General features: G+C 69.7%; 9 protein-coding genes and 3 pseudogenes. 7 read left to right on the top strand and 5 right to left on the bottom strand.

Features of this window, described 5'->3' with window-relative positions:
* Nucleotides 1-52: 52 nt before the first annotated feature.
* A protein-coding gene (locus tag NQZ70_RS20120) for an IS3 family transposase (RefSeq protein ID WP_129572590.1) occupies nt 53-1,221 on the bottom strand; the annotation gives its coding sequence in 2 pieces (ribosomal slippage) (nt 53-969 and nt 969-1,221; 1,170 coding nt in all).
* A gap of 760 nt (nt 1,222-1,981) precedes the next feature.
* Nucleotides 1,982-2,893, bottom strand: a pseudogene (locus NQZ70_RS20125) (AAA family ATPase); the annotation flags it as partial.
* A 230-nt stretch (nt 2,894-3,123) separates the two neighbouring features.
* On the opposite strand from NQZ70_RS20125, the gene NQZ70_RS20130 reads away from it, so the two are divergent.
* Nucleotides 3,124-5,424 carry an McrB family protein gene (locus tag NQZ70_RS20130; RefSeq protein WP_129575658.1) on the top strand — a complete coding sequence of 767 codons (2,301 nt, stop codon included), beginning with the start codon at nt 3,124-3,126 and terminating at the stop codon, nt 5,422-5,424.
* Nucleotides 5,421-7,007 carry a DUF2357 domain-containing protein gene (locus NQZ70_RS20135; RefSeq protein WP_129575659.1) on the top strand — a complete coding sequence of 529 codons (1,587 nt, stop codon included), beginning with the start codon at nt 5,421-5,423 and terminating at the stop codon, nt 7,005-7,007. The genes NQZ70_RS20130 and NQZ70_RS20135 overlap by 4 nt, the downstream gene beginning before the upstream one ends.
* 106 nt (nt 7,008-7,113) lie before the next feature.
* On the opposite strand, the gene NQZ70_RS20140 is transcribed toward NQZ70_RS20135, so the two are convergent.
* Nucleotides 7,114-7,434 carry a hypothetical protein gene (locus NQZ70_RS20140; protein ID WP_165373703.1) on the bottom strand — a complete coding sequence of 107 codons (321 nt, stop codon included), beginning with the start codon at nt 7,432-7,434 and terminating at the stop codon, nt 7,114-7,116.
* A gap of 551 nt (nt 7,435-7,985) precedes the next feature.
* Between NQZ70_RS20140 and NQZ70_RS53405 the strand changes: the two are divergent.
* The 3 genes and pseudogenes from NQZ70_RS53405 to NQZ70_RS20155 all read left to right on the top strand — a co-directional run.
* Nucleotides 7,986-8,030 (top strand): annotated as a pseudogene (locus NQZ70_RS53405) (SEC-C metal-binding domain-containing protein); the annotation flags it as partial.
* Between the two features lie 1,354 nt (nt 8,031-9,384).
* A complete protein-coding gene (locus tag NQZ70_RS20150) occupies nt 9,385-9,870 on the top strand; it encodes a hypothetical protein (RefSeq protein WP_237245737.1) in 486 nt (161 codons plus the stop codon).
* A 28-nt stretch (nt 9,871-9,898) separates the two neighbouring features.
* The gene (locus NQZ70_RS20155) at nt 9,899-10,861 is read left to right on the top strand and encodes a hypothetical protein (RefSeq protein WP_129575661.1); all 963 of its coding nucleotides are present in this window, start codon (nt 9,899-9,901) and stop codon (nt 10,859-10,861) included.
* A 177-nt stretch (nt 10,862-11,038) separates the two neighbouring features.
* On the opposite strand, the gene NQZ70_RS20160 is transcribed toward NQZ70_RS20155, so the two are convergent.
* Entirely contained in the window at nt 11,039-11,908 is an 870-nt protein-coding gene (locus tag NQZ70_RS20160) for a helix-turn-helix domain-containing protein (RefSeq protein ID WP_207217901.1), read from the bottom strand.
* Nucleotides 11,909-12,618: 710 nt separating this feature from the next.
* On the bottom strand, nt 12,619-12,852 hold the full coding sequence (locus tag NQZ70_RS20165; protein ID WP_129575663.1) for a hypothetical protein: 234 nt from the start codon (nt 12,850-12,852) through the stop codon (nt 12,619-12,621).
* A 2-nt stretch (nt 12,853-12,854) separates the two neighbouring features.
* On the opposite strand from NQZ70_RS20165, the gene NQZ70_RS20170 reads away from it, so the two are divergent.
* Both NQZ70_RS20170 and NQZ70_RS53410 read left to right on the top strand, forming a co-directional pair.
* Complete coding sequence (locus NQZ70_RS20170; RefSeq protein WP_129575664.1) at nt 12,855-13,130, top strand: hypothetical protein; 276 nt, start codon at nt 12,855-12,857, stop codon at nt 13,128-13,130.
* Nucleotides 13,131-13,708: 578 nt separating this feature from the next.
* Nucleotides 13,709-13,942 (top strand): annotated as a pseudogene (locus NQZ70_RS53410) (acyl carrier protein); the annotation flags it as partial.
* Nucleotides 13,943-13,975: the final 33 nt, after the last annotated feature.

The raw sequence follows: 13,975 nt of genomic DNA on the forward strand, positions 1-13,975 counted from the left end.
TTCTGGATCCAGGTGGTCCAGTGGTCCTCCCCCGGTTCCGCGGACAGTCTCACTATGCCGCGCGCGCGGTCACGTAGGTCTTCAATTCGAACTCGATCGGGCTCATGTAGGCGAGCCGTGAGTGCCGTCGTTTCAGGTTGTAGAAGTTCTCGATGTAGTCTCCGATCGATGCGATGGCGGCCGCTCGCGTCGGGTAGCGCTCGTGCTCGACCAGCTCCGCCTTCAGCGTCGCGAAGAAGCTCTCGGCCACGGCGTTGTCCCAGCAGTCGCCGGCGCGGCTCATGCTCGGGATGAGCCCGTGGGTCCCGAGCACGAGCCGGTAGTCGTCGCTGGCGTAGGGGCTGCCACGATCCGAGTGGTGCACCAGCCCAGGCGCCGGCCGCCGCGTTCCCAAGGCGAACGCGAGCGCGGTGAGCGCCAGGGCGCGATCGTTGAACGCGCTCGCGGCCCAGCCGACCACGCGGCGCGAGAACAGGTCCAGGATCACGGCCAAGTACAGCCAGCCCTCGCCGGTGGGAATGTACGTCACGTCCGTCACCCAGACCTGGTTGGGCGCTCGAGCATCGAATTGCCGCTCGATCACATTCGGGGCGATCGGGCCGTTGTGCCGCGAGTTGGTGGTGCGGCGGAAGCGCCGCTTCCTCCGAGCCGCGAGTCGTTGAGCTCGCATCAGCCGCTCGACCCGTTTCTTGCCGACACGCATGCCGCGAGCACGAAGTTCCGCGTGGATGCGCGGACTGCCGTAGCGGCCACGGCTCTTGTGGTGCACGGCCCTGATCTGTGCGCTCAGTTGAGCGTCGGACTTGGCCCGCGCGGACTCCGAGCGCTTGGCCCACCCGTAGTAGCCGCTGCGCGAGACGAGCAGCACCGCGCACAGTACCAGCACCGGGTAGTGCGCCTTCTCCGCGTCGATGAACTCGAACCTCACTCGTTTTCCTTCGCGAAGAAGGCCGCCGCTTTTTTTAAGATCTCGCGCTCCATCTCCAGCCGCTTCACGTCGCGGCGCAGCCGCTGCAGTTCCTCACGCTCCGGCGTCGTCAGCGCCCCCGGCGGGCCGTGGCCCGCGTCGGTGTCCGCGCGCTTGATCCAGTCGCGCAGCGCCGTCTCGGTCAGGTCGAGGTCCTTCGCCACCTGGCCGATGCTCCGGTCGCTCGCCTTCGCCAGCCGTACCGCCTCCGCCTTGAACTCGGGCGTGAACGCCCTCCTCTTTCTCCGTCCCATCCCTGCCTCCTGGTGCCGTCGGGGGTGTCGACGGAAGCGGGGGAGGACCACAGCGCTCGAACACCTGCTTCAGGTGCGCCTGCGAGGTCTCGTTTCGCTCGGCTGGGCCGCTAGCCCGCGAGCTCGTTCGGGTGCGCATCTGAGCAACCATCTGAGCAACCAACGACGCGAGCGTGGCGCCCGTGTCTTTCCCGACAAGGAGGCGGTGCGCATTCGTGTCATCGACCACGACCGGTGCAGCCCGCTCGTGGTGGTACGAGCTGCGCCGGGTTGGCGCCCCATCCGTATCCAGGCCGATCGCATCGTCCTCGGCATCGGTAGGCGCGCATACCCACAGCTTCACGTCGCTGCCGTAATATCCGCGATCCTGCGACGCCTGGCGCATGCGCGATATCAAGAGGCTCGCGGGACCATAGGCGGCGACCGCGGCGCGATGCTGCGCGCTCGTGCGCTCGAAGGCCTGGAGCCTGGTTCGCACAGCCACGAGCCCTGCGACGAGCTCGGGAGGCAGCTCCGTGCACCAGGGCGTGCGTGCGAGCTCCTGCTGCAGGTGCTCGAGGTGCTTATCGAGCAGCTCCCGGGCCCTGCGGCATGCGTCGTCGAACCGGTCCAGCCGGCGGACGGCACCGAGGCGCCATGTCGACAGATCCGGGGAAGCTGCGTCCGCCTCGATCTCGGCCCACAGCTGCCGCAGGGGCGTCAGGTACTCGTCATGCTCATCCAGAACCACGAGCGACTCGCGCACGCACATGCGGACGGTCGCCTGGTCGCCTCCTGGATCCCCGAAGCAATGCTCGAGGAGCACCACGTCCAGGGGCGAGATCCTGACGCGCCCGGAGGTGAGCGCGGACATCTTGAGCAGCTCCAGCGCCCAGCGCCAGCGACGGTCGCTCGCATCGACGTCCTCCTCGGAGAACCTCTCGCGCACCCGGAGCAGCGCCTTGCGCGCGCCGTCATCGGCGCCGATCTTCTTTGCCCGCTCTCGCAGCCACTCGATCTCTTCGCGTGTGAGCTTGTCGGTGGCGACTGGCTTATATGCCGGCGCCTCGCCGAGGCAGACCTGGAGGAACTTCTCCGAATCGGCGATGGGCGGGATGCTCATGCGGGCGAGGAACCGGTCATAGAGAGCTCCAAGCCCTCCTTCCGGGTCCGGGGGCTCGTTGCTGGCGCCGATGATGCTGATCAGCGGCGCCTCGTCGCGGTGCTTGCCGTGATGAAACACCCGCTCGTTGATGAGGGTGAGCAAGCTGTTCAGGATCGCGCTGTTTGCCTTGAAGACCTCGTCGAGGAAGGCGATGTGCGCGCGCGGCAGGTACCCCTCGGTGAGTCGGCGGTAATCTTCTTCTTTGAGCCCGGGGATGCTGACCGGCCCGAAGAGCTCGTCGGGGTGGGTGAATTTCGAGAGGAGGTACTCGAAGAGCGTCGCATCGTGCAGGCTCGCGCAGAGCGCCCTGGCCAGCAGGCTCTTCGCCGTCCCCGGCGGCCCGAGCAGCAACACGTGGTGCCCCGACAGGATCGCGAGCAATGCCACGCGGACGTGGGTCGCGCGCTCGACGAAGCTTCGATCGAGCGCCTGCAAGAGCCGGTTGATCTTCCCCTGAATGAATGCGAGCTCTGGGTCTGCGGCGGTCACCGGAGCCGCCACGTCATGAGAACCGGATTTCACCGGCACAGCATAACGGGACCAGGCCGTGGCGTGTCGAGGGCGAAGAGGTCCCTCGGGGGCGTCTCGGTCGTCGCTCCGCGGCGTCGTGGGTCCTCCGACCTGCCGTGACGGCTGCAGCCAGCGCCTCCCACGGAGCCCATGTGCGAGGATGCGCGACAGCAAGCGCCCAGCGTTCCGGAAAGGTCCGGGATCTTGCGTGACCTTTCCACGGTCCGCTACCGTCGCAGCGCATCGCCATGCTGACCGACGAACAGCTCACCACCGTCTGGAAGGGCTTCACCCCACCTGCCGGGTGGGCGAAATGGCAAAAGGACTACCTCGACTTCCTCTCCTGGGTGCGCAACGCCCCCGAGTCCGAGCTGCGCACCGAGGCAGCGCAGAAGAAGCTCTGGAACGCCCGCGCGATCACCCCCGCCGGCTATGGCGACGCCATCAACATCGATGCGCTCCTCGCCGACCCCGAGTTCGTGGACGCCATCGTCGGCCTCCGTGGGCGCGCCTTTTCGTCCGATGTCGCCGTCCGGGCCGCCGAGATCCAGGGCGAGTACGAGCGCATCCTCGGCATGGCCGTGGCGCGCGAGGTCAAGCCCAGGCCGCACGCCAAGCTCCAGCGGCTGGTCGGTGCGCTCGTGCCAGCCGAGCTGAGCTGCGTGCTCAGCTACGATGCCGTCCGGCACATCGCGAAGCTCCTCCTTGAGGACACGAGCGATCCCCCGATCGTGGCCCAGGTGAAGATGCGCGCGCGGCTCCGGGCCGTGCTCGGGGAGGAGAAGACCCTGACAGAGCACGTGCAGCGCTCGACCTTCTGCTGGTGGCTCCACGAGAACTACGAGCGGCTTTCGGCTGGGCAGACGCCGCCCTGGAAAAGCGACGGGCCTGCCGACGCCGGAGCGATGCCCCCGTCCGACGACAAGCTGCCTACGCTCGTGGTCTGGCCCTTCGCCAAGCAGTACGTGGGCTATCTCGCGGTGCGCAACTTCGCAGGCGCCTACCGCGCCGTGGTGCAAGCGGCGCTCCCGGGCCTCTCGCAAGACGACCTCGTGGGCGTGCTTCAGGCGAGCGGGAGCTTCGACAATGTCCCGACGACGACGCTGCGCCAGCTCATCATCCGCGCCAAAGGGCTCGGGTTCATCGAGCAGCGAGACGGTCTGCTCTACCCCACGAAGGAGGGCGACGAGCTGCTGGGCAGCGGGCTGCCGGATCTCCTCATCGAGCGTCTCCTCCAGCGCGTCTTCGGCTTCGCCCAGCTCCTCCGGTTCGTCGACGAGCATCGCGGGGCGACCGACGATGCCGTGGTCGACGCTCTCCAGAAGATCTATCCCAACTGGACCACCGCGGGTGTTCCCAGCGATCTCCGGAACTGGAGCCTCTATCTCGGCTTGCTCAAGCGCGACGAGAACGGCGGCCTCCTCCTGACGGAGTATGGCGCCGCCTGGGCCGCCCGGCTCCCGAAGGAGCTTCCGAAGGCTCCGGCCGAGGAGATCTTCGATATCAACCCGATCGAGGGCAGGAACACCGTCGCACCGCCGGCGATCCCGTATCCCCCCTTCGATGCCATCCTCGCGCGCTTCAAGGCCGATCCGGCGATCGCCGACTTCGTCTTCGACGACCGCCAGCTCGCCACCCTCCACGCCGCCTGGCGCAGCAATCCACGCAAGCGCTTCGTGCTCCTCTCCGGGCTCTCGGGCACCGGTAAGACGGCTGTCACGCTCTGCTACTCGCGCGCGGTCTGCGAGCTGATGGGGCTCTCTGAGTCCGAGCACCGGGAGGTCGTGCCCGTCTCGCCCGACTGGCGGGATCCCTCGGGGCTGCTCGGGTACTTCAACGCCCTGCACGCCGACCCCACCTTCCAGGCCGAGCCTGCGCTCCGCCTCGTTCTGCGCGCCGCCGTCGACCCGGGGCGCCCCTATTTCCTCATCCTCGACGAAATGAACCTCGCCCGTGTCGAGCGCTATTTCGCACCGTTCCTCTCGGCCATGGAGACGGGCAAGGATCTCGTGCTTCACGCCAACGGGGCCGAGGTCAACGACGTTCCCCCGCGCGTTCCCTGGCCGGCGAACCTCCACATCGCGGGCACCGTCAACATGGACGAGACGACCCATCCGTTCAGCGACAAGGTGCTGGACCGGGCCTTCACGCTCGAGTTCTGGGACGTGGATCTCAAGCGCTTCTTCGAGCGCGCCGCGGCCAGGCACCCGGGCAAGCGGCTCCCGGACGTGGAGGCGACGCTGCTCGAGCTGCACGATGCCATGCGCGCGGTCCGTCGTCACTTCGGTTACCGCACGGCCGGCGAGGTGCTCGCGTTCATGCACGCCGTCTCGGAGCTGGGCGACGCGGCGCAGCCGACGTTCCTCGACCAGGCCGTGTTCTCGAAGGTGCTGCCGCGGCTGCGCGGCGAGGACACGCCGGCGTTCAAGGGCGCGATGGAGACCCTTCTGAAGATCTGCAAGGGCCGCGGCCTCACCATGTCCGAGGCCAAGCTCGGGAGCATGATGGAGCTGCTGAAGCGCACGGGCGTGACCCGGTTTTGGGCATGAGCCTTCAAGTTCGCGACGCGGCCGGCCTGGACCAGCACATCGTCGACGGCGTCCTGCACCTCGAAGAGGCGCGGATCTACCACGTCGATGCGCCTCCTGGTGCCGGCGCGCCGCGGGCGTGGCTCGGGTTGCTGGAGTTGCCCTGGAGCCAGGAGCGCGGAGCATTCACGCTCGAAGTGGGTCACTGGGTCGGCTCGGCGGAGCTGAAGGTGGCGCACGGCGCTCACGAGACGGCGGTCGCCGTCCAGGTGGCTCCGCGCAACGAGAAGCTCTCCGACGAGGCATGGCTCGCGCTCCTCGCGGATCTGGAGGCGTGGTCGCCAGGCCTGGCCATCGGCCTCGAAGGGGGCGGCGTCGGCGCCGTCCAGTCGGACGGCACCACGGCGACGGTCCTGGCCACAGCGCTGCTGCCGCTGGTGCCGGCGCTCGTCCGCGCCGTTCACGCCATCGCCGTCGCGCCGCGGGAACTCGCGACGCCCACGCGCGAGGACGTCCCGCTGCGAGCCGTGCGTCGCGCCGATCGGGAGACGCTCCACTGGCTGGCGAGGCACCCGGCGGCCGCACGCGCGGTGGATCCCTGGTTGGCTGCTCGCGACGGCCAGCAGGACCCGTACGTGCCGCAGGACACGACGCACGAGACCGTCGATCACCCGGTGAACCGCTACATTGCCTGGATCGTCGGGCGGGTCGCTCGCGTGCTCAATGAGCTGAGCGTCGTGCTTGGCGACGCCGCCGTGAAACAACGCCTGCAGGCCGACACCGCGCAATGGTGCCGTGCACGAGCTCGCGCGGCCGCAGGCGCGGCGGACGAGCTGTCGGCCACGCTGCGCCGCACGTTTCTCGGGTCGCTGACGCCCATGCCCGCGACCGAGGCCGCGCTCCTTGCGGTGCAGGACGATCCCGTCTACGCCCGCGCCCACGCGCTGGCTCGGCCCTTTCTATCGCCGCGGTTTCGTCTGCGCGAGTCGCTGGACGGCGGTGAGGCCCCGGTGCGCCCGAGCTTCGAGCTTTACGAGCTGTGGACGCTGCTCGCCGTGCAGCGGGCGCTCGCCGGAATCCTGGATGGGTGGACGTGGACCTGGCAGCAGGGGCCTGGGAACGAGCTGCTCACCGGCTTCGGGGCGGGGGCGGCGTTCACCGCGAGGCATCCGGAGGACGGAGCGCGGCTCGAACTCCGGTACAACATGACGTTCCCCGGATACCTCGCCCGGGGGACCTCGGACCGATACAGCATCTCCGGTGAGCGTCGACCGGACCTCGTGATCTCGTTCGAGGCACCCGATGGGTCGCGTTCGTGGATTTGTCTGGACGCCAAGTACCGGGTACGGCGGGAAGCGCTCGCGGATTCCTTCACCTCGCTCCACATCTACCGTGATGCGCTCCAGTGGGAGACGTTCGGCGGCCCATGCCGCGGCGGGCTGCTCCTGGTTCCGGCGGTCGAGCCGGCATGTCAGCCGTGGTTCGCAGGCGAGTTCCGCGAGCGGTTCGGGATCGGGGTCTGGCGGCTGACGCCGGGGGAGCCGCCGGACCTCGAGCTGGCGAAGCTTATTCTCGCCATGGGAGGTGGACCCACCCGAGCGTAGGCGCCGGCGGCGGTGATGTACCCTCGCAAACCGTCACCGCCGCACGACTACAGCCTTTCTGGAGCCTGATCATGGCCGGACGAGATCGCGCCGTTGGCACGTCAGCCTACCTCGCGAGCTTCTCTCGCCTGGTTGCCAAGTCGAGCACGGGCGCTTGTGTGCCGGGGGCCGCGCTCGGGGAAGGCAGTCCAAGGAGCCGTCCGATCGCCTCGTGCGCAACGCGCACGGCTTCGACGTCCCCCGCCGCCGCCGCGGCACCCAGCCCCTCCCCGAGCTGCGCGACCAGCACCGCCCGCGGCGACAGGGCAGGGGAGGGCGCCGCTCCCGCCTGCGCCGCGCCACTCCCCGCCGCCACCTGCTCCGCCAGCCGCACCAGCATGTCCACCCCGACGGCCTCCCCCTCCGCCACCGCCTTCAGCGCCGCCACCGCCAACTCCCGCGCCTGGCCTCCGTCTCCACCCCCGCCACCGGCCTGCCCACCTTCCTGCCCACTTTGCCACTTAACTCCTTGAATTCCCTCAGCACCCCCAGGCCCTTTTAATCCGCAGGTCCAGGCTTCGAGTCCCTGTCGATCCATCATCGCGAAATTGCTCAGGATTCAGCGGCGCAGACTCCCGCGCTCGTGACCTTGAGCGTGACCTTCGCGGGGCGGCCACGGCGTTGCCCGAGGGGAGCGTCCGGCAGGCGCGCGCCAGAACTCGCCGAGCGTCTCTCGACGGCTGTCCTGCGGGGGGCGGTCGACCCGCCGCCGGAGCTCGTGCGATGGGCGCTCGACCTGCGCGCCTGGGGCGATCCGCGCTGTGCGGCACTGACGAGCACGCTGGCCGGGCGCGCGCCCGCTGTGACGTGGCGACTCCGCCGAGGAAAAATAGACGAGCTCGTCGGAATGCACGGTGAAGCTGTCTCGACCTCCAAACCTTTGATGTTCGATGAACATCGCCGCCGTCCCGCCGCGTCGAACGCCTATCCTGCGCCGCGATGGCCAAGGTCGGACGCAACGAGCCCTGCCCTTGCGGCAGCGGGCGCAAGTACAAGAAGTGTTGTCTCACGCGCGGCAGCGGCAGCGGCGCGCCGTACACGGCGGCGGATCGTCATGCCGCGCTTCAGAAGCTCCTTCACTCGATTCACCCCGACGACCTCGACGGCGCCAGGGAAATGTTCTGGGGCAAGCACTTCCCGCTCCGCGCCCGGTGGACCGACGCCGCGCTCCTGGAGATGGTCGAGGTTGCGTTCCAGTTCTGGCTCCTCTTCGACGAGCGGAGCGCAGGCCTGACGCTCGCCGAGGACGTCCTCGAGGGGGATCGCGACCCCTTCGATTTCCCCAATCTCCCGGCCCTGCGCGATGGCGAGCGGCGATATCTCGAGATGGCTCGCAGGAGCTCCATGCGCCTCTACGAGGTGATCGGCGTCGCGCCGGGTGCGAGCATCACCCTGCGCGACCTGCTCCAGGGCGGCGAGGTGCGCGTCCGCGAGCGGGCCGGGTCGCGGTGCGTCCACACCTGGGATCTCGTCGCCGCGCGCGTGGTGCAGAAGGGCGCCTCCGGCGAGCCCGAGATCGACGGAGGCATCTTCCCGATCCAGCCCCGCCTGCGCGATCCGCTGGTGAAGCACCTCGCGCGGCTGAGCGCCGAGCTCCGCGAGGCGCTCGTCCCCGTCTTCGTCGACGCCTGGATCGGCCCCGGCCTCCCGGCGCTCGTGAACTACGACGGCGACCCGCTGATCTCGACGCAGGTTCACTTCGACGTCCTCGACGAGGGCAAGCTCGTGGTGGCGCTCGACCGCGCACGCAGCGTCACGCGCGGCGGCGAGGAGCTGGTCTGGTCCTGGGTGGGCAGCGGCGCGCAGCGCAGGGAGACGGTCTCCCGCGCCTTCCTGCGCATCGAGCGAGGGCGCCTGGAGGTGCAGACCAACTCCCGCGAGCGCGGCGAGGCCGCGAAGGCGCTCGTCGAGCGGCTCGCAGGGGCGTCGGTGAAGTACCGCGTCACCGAGCGGCAGGACCTGGAGCAGGCCATGCTCGCGCAGACGCGCGACGGAGGCGGCGAGATCGCGGCGGTGCCGCCGGACGAGCTGCGCCAGGCCGCCGTGCAGCTGCTCCAGCAGCACTACGAGGCGTGGCTCGACGAGCCGGTGCCGGCGCTCGACGGGGCCACGCCGCGCGCCGCCGCAGCGGTGGACGCGCTGCGGCCGCGGGTCGCCGAGCTCATCGAGGGGCTCGAGCGCCTGTACGAGCGCGCCCTCGCCGAGGGGTCGGCCGCGTTCGATCCCACGTGGATGTGGGAGGCGCTGCAGATCGAGGAGCTCGCGCACCGACCTGCGGCTCGCGTTCGCGGCGGACGCGCGGGACGGCGGGTGGCCCGAGCTCGTCGAGCGCGACCTCGTGGTGCCAGGGGACGCCCGGATCGCCGAGCTCCTGGGGGTCGTGTCGCCCGGCGACCAGCACGGCGACGAGCTCGCGACCCTCGTCGCCTCGCCGCCGCTCCGCGGCCTGTTCGCCCTCGTCATCAACGCGATCCTCTACGCCACGAGCGCCGACGCGGACGCGGTGCCCGGCGATCCGCGCGGCGACGACGCGCCGCCGCCGCGCCGCCGTCGCAACGGCGCGGCGCCGCCCACGGACGGGGTCTTCCGCCTACCCGGCAAGATCGACGTCACCTCGTTGAGGCAGCTCAAGCGCGTGCGTCGCGGCTCCTCCGACGTGCAGGCCATCCGGCGCTGCATGGTCCGCGGCCACTGGCGCCGCGCGGGGCGGAGCTGGACGGACGCGAGGCCGCGGTGGATCGAGCCGTACTGGCGCGGACCGAGCGCGGCCGCGATCGTCGAGCGGGAGTACCGGCTGATATCCGCGCGGGACGCGGACGCGTGAACCAGCGGGAGAGCGCGCCGAGGCGATGGTGAAACGAGACGAAGCCCGAGCCAGGCGCCTGCCGCGGCCAGCGGAGCGCCCGCTCGACGACGGCGTGCGCTACGGCCCGGAGGCCTGGCGCGAGATCGACGGCGTCGCCTTCTGCCACTGGGACCGGTGGCTCCTGCGGCTGGCGCTGGCGGAGCCGAGCGGCCTCGACGCGATCGCGCGCGAGCTCCGTGCGCGCGCGGCGAGCCGGCGCGTCAGCGGCGAGGCCGCCGAGGCGATGCTCGCGCAGGTGGTCGACCTTCGTGCGCGGCTCGCGCGCCTCGCGCGCACGCCGGAAGAGGTCCTCGACGCGGAAGAGCGAGCGAGCGAGTGGCTGCTGAAGAAGGCCTGGAAGCGGGTATGGCATGCGGGGCCGAACCGCCGCACGGACGCGATGCGCAACACGCCTCGCCTGCGGTTCTTGGCGCATGCGCTCCGGGGGAACTGGCCGCGCTTCCCGGTGTCGCCTGCGCGCTTCGAGCCCGAGCTCCGCCGCGTCGTCGGTGACCATGCGTACTACGACTACCGCGCCACGGACCTGGTCGCGCGCCTCCTCGAGCGCCAAATCGACCTCCTCGGAGCGACGGCAGCCTCCGATTTGGAGCGCATGGCGCTGCATCGGGCAGCGATGACCGTGATCATCGAGACGATGGACCGGGTCGACGACTCCCTCGCCGACATGAGCGAGGTGTTCGCGGCGAGCGAGCGCGCGTACCTCGCGCTCGCCCGCGACCGTGCCGGGCTTGACGGGATCCTGCGCGACCTCCTCGAGCTTGCCGTGTGGGAGGATTACGGGCTGCTTCGCGGCGTCGTCGACTTTCTGGGGGCGCTCCAGGAGGAGCACGCGGACCTCGCCATCCGCGCGCTCTCCGGGATCGTCGCGGAGCTGCGGCGAGAGCGCCTCGATGGCCAGCTCGCCCGTGCGCTCATGCTCCGCAAGGCGGTGCTGGCCCCCTGGGGATAGGATGGGACCCCGGCTTTTTCAGGGTCTTGTCCCGGTCGGGGCGCGGAACCTGCGCGGAGAGCGCGACGCTCTACGTGCGCTGGTGAAGCACGCACACGCGTCTCGGGCTCCTCCGGAAGACGGGCGTGACGGCCCTCGAGGGGCACCCTGCGCCCGCCCTCTCCGCGGCGGGATCTTCTAGTCCGCGAGCGCGGCGTCGGCGGTCGGTTCCATCTCGGCGGGGCTTGCGGGCCTCGCAGCCCTCACGCGCTTGAAGGGACGGATCTCGCCTGGCGAAACGAGGCTGTACTCGAAGCCCCTCGCTGTCTCGGCTCTCGCCACGCGGCCGCGAGCCATGAGCGCGCGAAGCGCGACGTAGACGCTCCCGTTCGGCAGCCCGCTGCGTGTGGCGATCTCCGTTGCCGTCCCGCGCACGAGGGACCGAACGGTTTCGAGCACCACGGCCTCCCGTTCGCTCGTGGAGGCTCCGGTCGCGGCCATCACGCCAGCCGTGGTACGGTCCGCGCCGGCTGCCGGTGCCACGATGCTCTTCGTGGCCGGTGCCGCCGTCGCCGAGGCGCTCGGCGCCGCCGAGCGCGTGCCGTGCTTCCTGCTCCTTGCGGGCCCAGCCACGCTCTTTTGGCGTTGCGCGGGCGCCTTCCGGCGCTTCGGACGGCGCTCCGAGGAGGCGTTCGCCGCTGGCCGTCCCGGATCGGTCAGCATCGCCTTGACGGTCCGGCGCGCCGCGGCGCGGTGCTCTTCCTGGACCCGTCGGACCAGGCGCAGGATCTCCTGCACAAAACTGTCCACCCGCTCCTCGATCGCCTTCGATGCGTTCATGGCGGGCGCCGTAGTAGCACGCGCGCTTCGACCGTCGAGAACCTGCGAGCAAGCTGGCGGGTGTGGGTCGCCGGTGGCGCCGACTACGTATCCGAGGATCGGGCTCCCGAAGGCGATCCTGGCACGCGCGCCCAGCGCCCGCGCGGGGACGGGCGCGGTCGCGCGGGCGTGGATGGTGTGCTGGGCGGCTACGGGGGAGATCGCCTCGTCTCTCGATGACGTGTTCATCGATATCGCAGCACATGGCCATGCTGCGGCCTCACGGCCGATCGCCGGGCCGCATCGTTCAGGGCGAGCGTGGCTTCGCCCCGGGCGTGGCCGTGGTCGGGGGGAGTCGAGCCGAGCTGCCTGGCCGGGGGGAGAAGGATGCTCCGTGCGAGGTGGGGCTCCGCGCGAGCGCAGCGGATTGTGTTGCGGCCCCCCGTTCGGGGCGGGCAGCACGCCGTGAACCCGTCCCGGTGAGCTGCCTCGTCCACGCGGGAGATGGGTGGCACCCGTCTCCTGGTGGACGTGCCTCCAGCAAAAGATGGGTGGCACCCGTCTCCGCGATGGACGTGGCTCCAAGAAAAGATGGGTGGCACCCGTCTCCCGGTGGACGTGGCTCCAAGAAAAGATGGGGGGCACCCATCTCCGCGATGGAGAGGCCACCCTCCGGCCGAGCGATCCCCTGGGCGTCCCGCCAGGCTGGGTGCTGAAATGTAAGAAACTTCACTTCGCGCCGCCGGCTACGCTCCCATCGGGAGACCTCGGCGACGGCGGCACGCGGCGGAGCGTCGCCGCCTCGTCGAAGCCGAGGTCCGCAGGCACGCCGGAGGAGCGCGTGCTCGGCGACGACCACGAGGCATGGACGACACGGCGTAGGTGGCGAGCACGCTGTCACAGATGCGCGAGCTCCTGCTGTGTGATGCGCCCTTGTCTTCCAGTGAACCACTGATTCCTCAGTACATGGCGAGTTCGGACCCATAGGTCGTGCTGTCGCCCCAGCGACTCGTCCTCCGCCCCAGCGACTCGTCCTCCGTCGTCCGCTTCATGTGGAGGCAGGGGATGTAGACGCTCGAGAAGAAGACCACCGCGATCTCGTGGCCCGGGTTGTCCTTCTTGTGCTTGTCGGCGATGCCCATCGATCGGCCGATCTCGGGGCTGTTCGGATCCCCGAGTGTGCTGCCGGACACCTATGATCGAGCGTCTGGATGATTTTTGCCGCCTGCTGAGCTTCCATGCTGACGAGCGACTGCTTGCCGTACCATTGCCCTGGACGCGCATGCGGCTGGTCTACGCGCTGCTGCGTCTGTGCAACAAGCGCGGTAACGGGCGGATCCATGGCGGCGCTTTCATGCTCCGCCTCTTCCTTCTCCGGGTCGAAACAATCGCCGTCGCAGCGACGGCTCAGCCGCCAGCAGCAGCCCACCCCGGTGCAGGTTGCGCGAGGGGGGAGACTGGCAAGTTGTGAATGCCTGTGGAGAACCGGTGGACGGCGCCGAAGCCGGCGCGAGGCCCATCGAAGCGACGGGAGGTCAGGCGGAGGAGGGCGTCGCCGGGTGATGCCGGCGCGCCCTTCGTGGCAGGGCGCTTCTGGGCCGGCCCTCCGCAGCGCACCATCGCGGAGGCGGATCATGGTCGATAGGGCCGTCGTTCGGGGACGGCAAGATGCAAGGGCGTGAAACGCTCCGCGTCCCGGAGCTGTCGTGGCTCGCATGCCGGCTCGACTGATCGGCGGTCCAGCATGGCGATTGCCTTGTGGAAAAGGGGGAAGGTGCGCATCCGCGCCGCGATGATGACGCGGAAACCCACGTTTCTTGTGCAGTTACGGTGCAGCGCGCCGCGAAACGCCTGATCGCCCGTCCACTACCGCGCCGACGCGCCAGTGTAAATTTCATTTCCGCGATCCGGACTCCGGACTCGGCCCCCTGTTTGAAGGAGCGAGCCGGAGGATGCCGCTTCGATCCGCCGCGCTATTGTCTGGGGCATAAATTGTGGTACATGGATTTTAATGGAGCGCGCAAACGCCGTCGGCGGCCGATCTGTCCGATGAGCCAGGAGTTTCCAGGCGGATCCTGGACGGCAGAGGCCATCCAGGCCTGGCTGATTGAGCATCTCGCTTCGGTCCTCGGGATCGACCCGAGCACGATCTCGACCGGGGAGCGATTCAGTCGTCTGGGCCTCGATTCACGTCGCGCGACGCGCCTCCTCAGCGATCTCGGCGCCGCGATGGGACGTCCGCTCTCGCCGACGCTCGTGTGGGACCGCCCGACCATTGCCGAGCTCTCTCTGTTTCTCGCGGGTGTCGCGCCTGTT

The sequence above is a fragment of the Sorangium sp. So ce836 genome (assembly GCF_028553905.1).
In the GTDB taxonomy this organism is placed as follows: Bacteria; Myxococcota_A; Polyangia; order Polyangiales; family Polyangiaceae; genus Sorangium; species Sorangium cellulosum_D.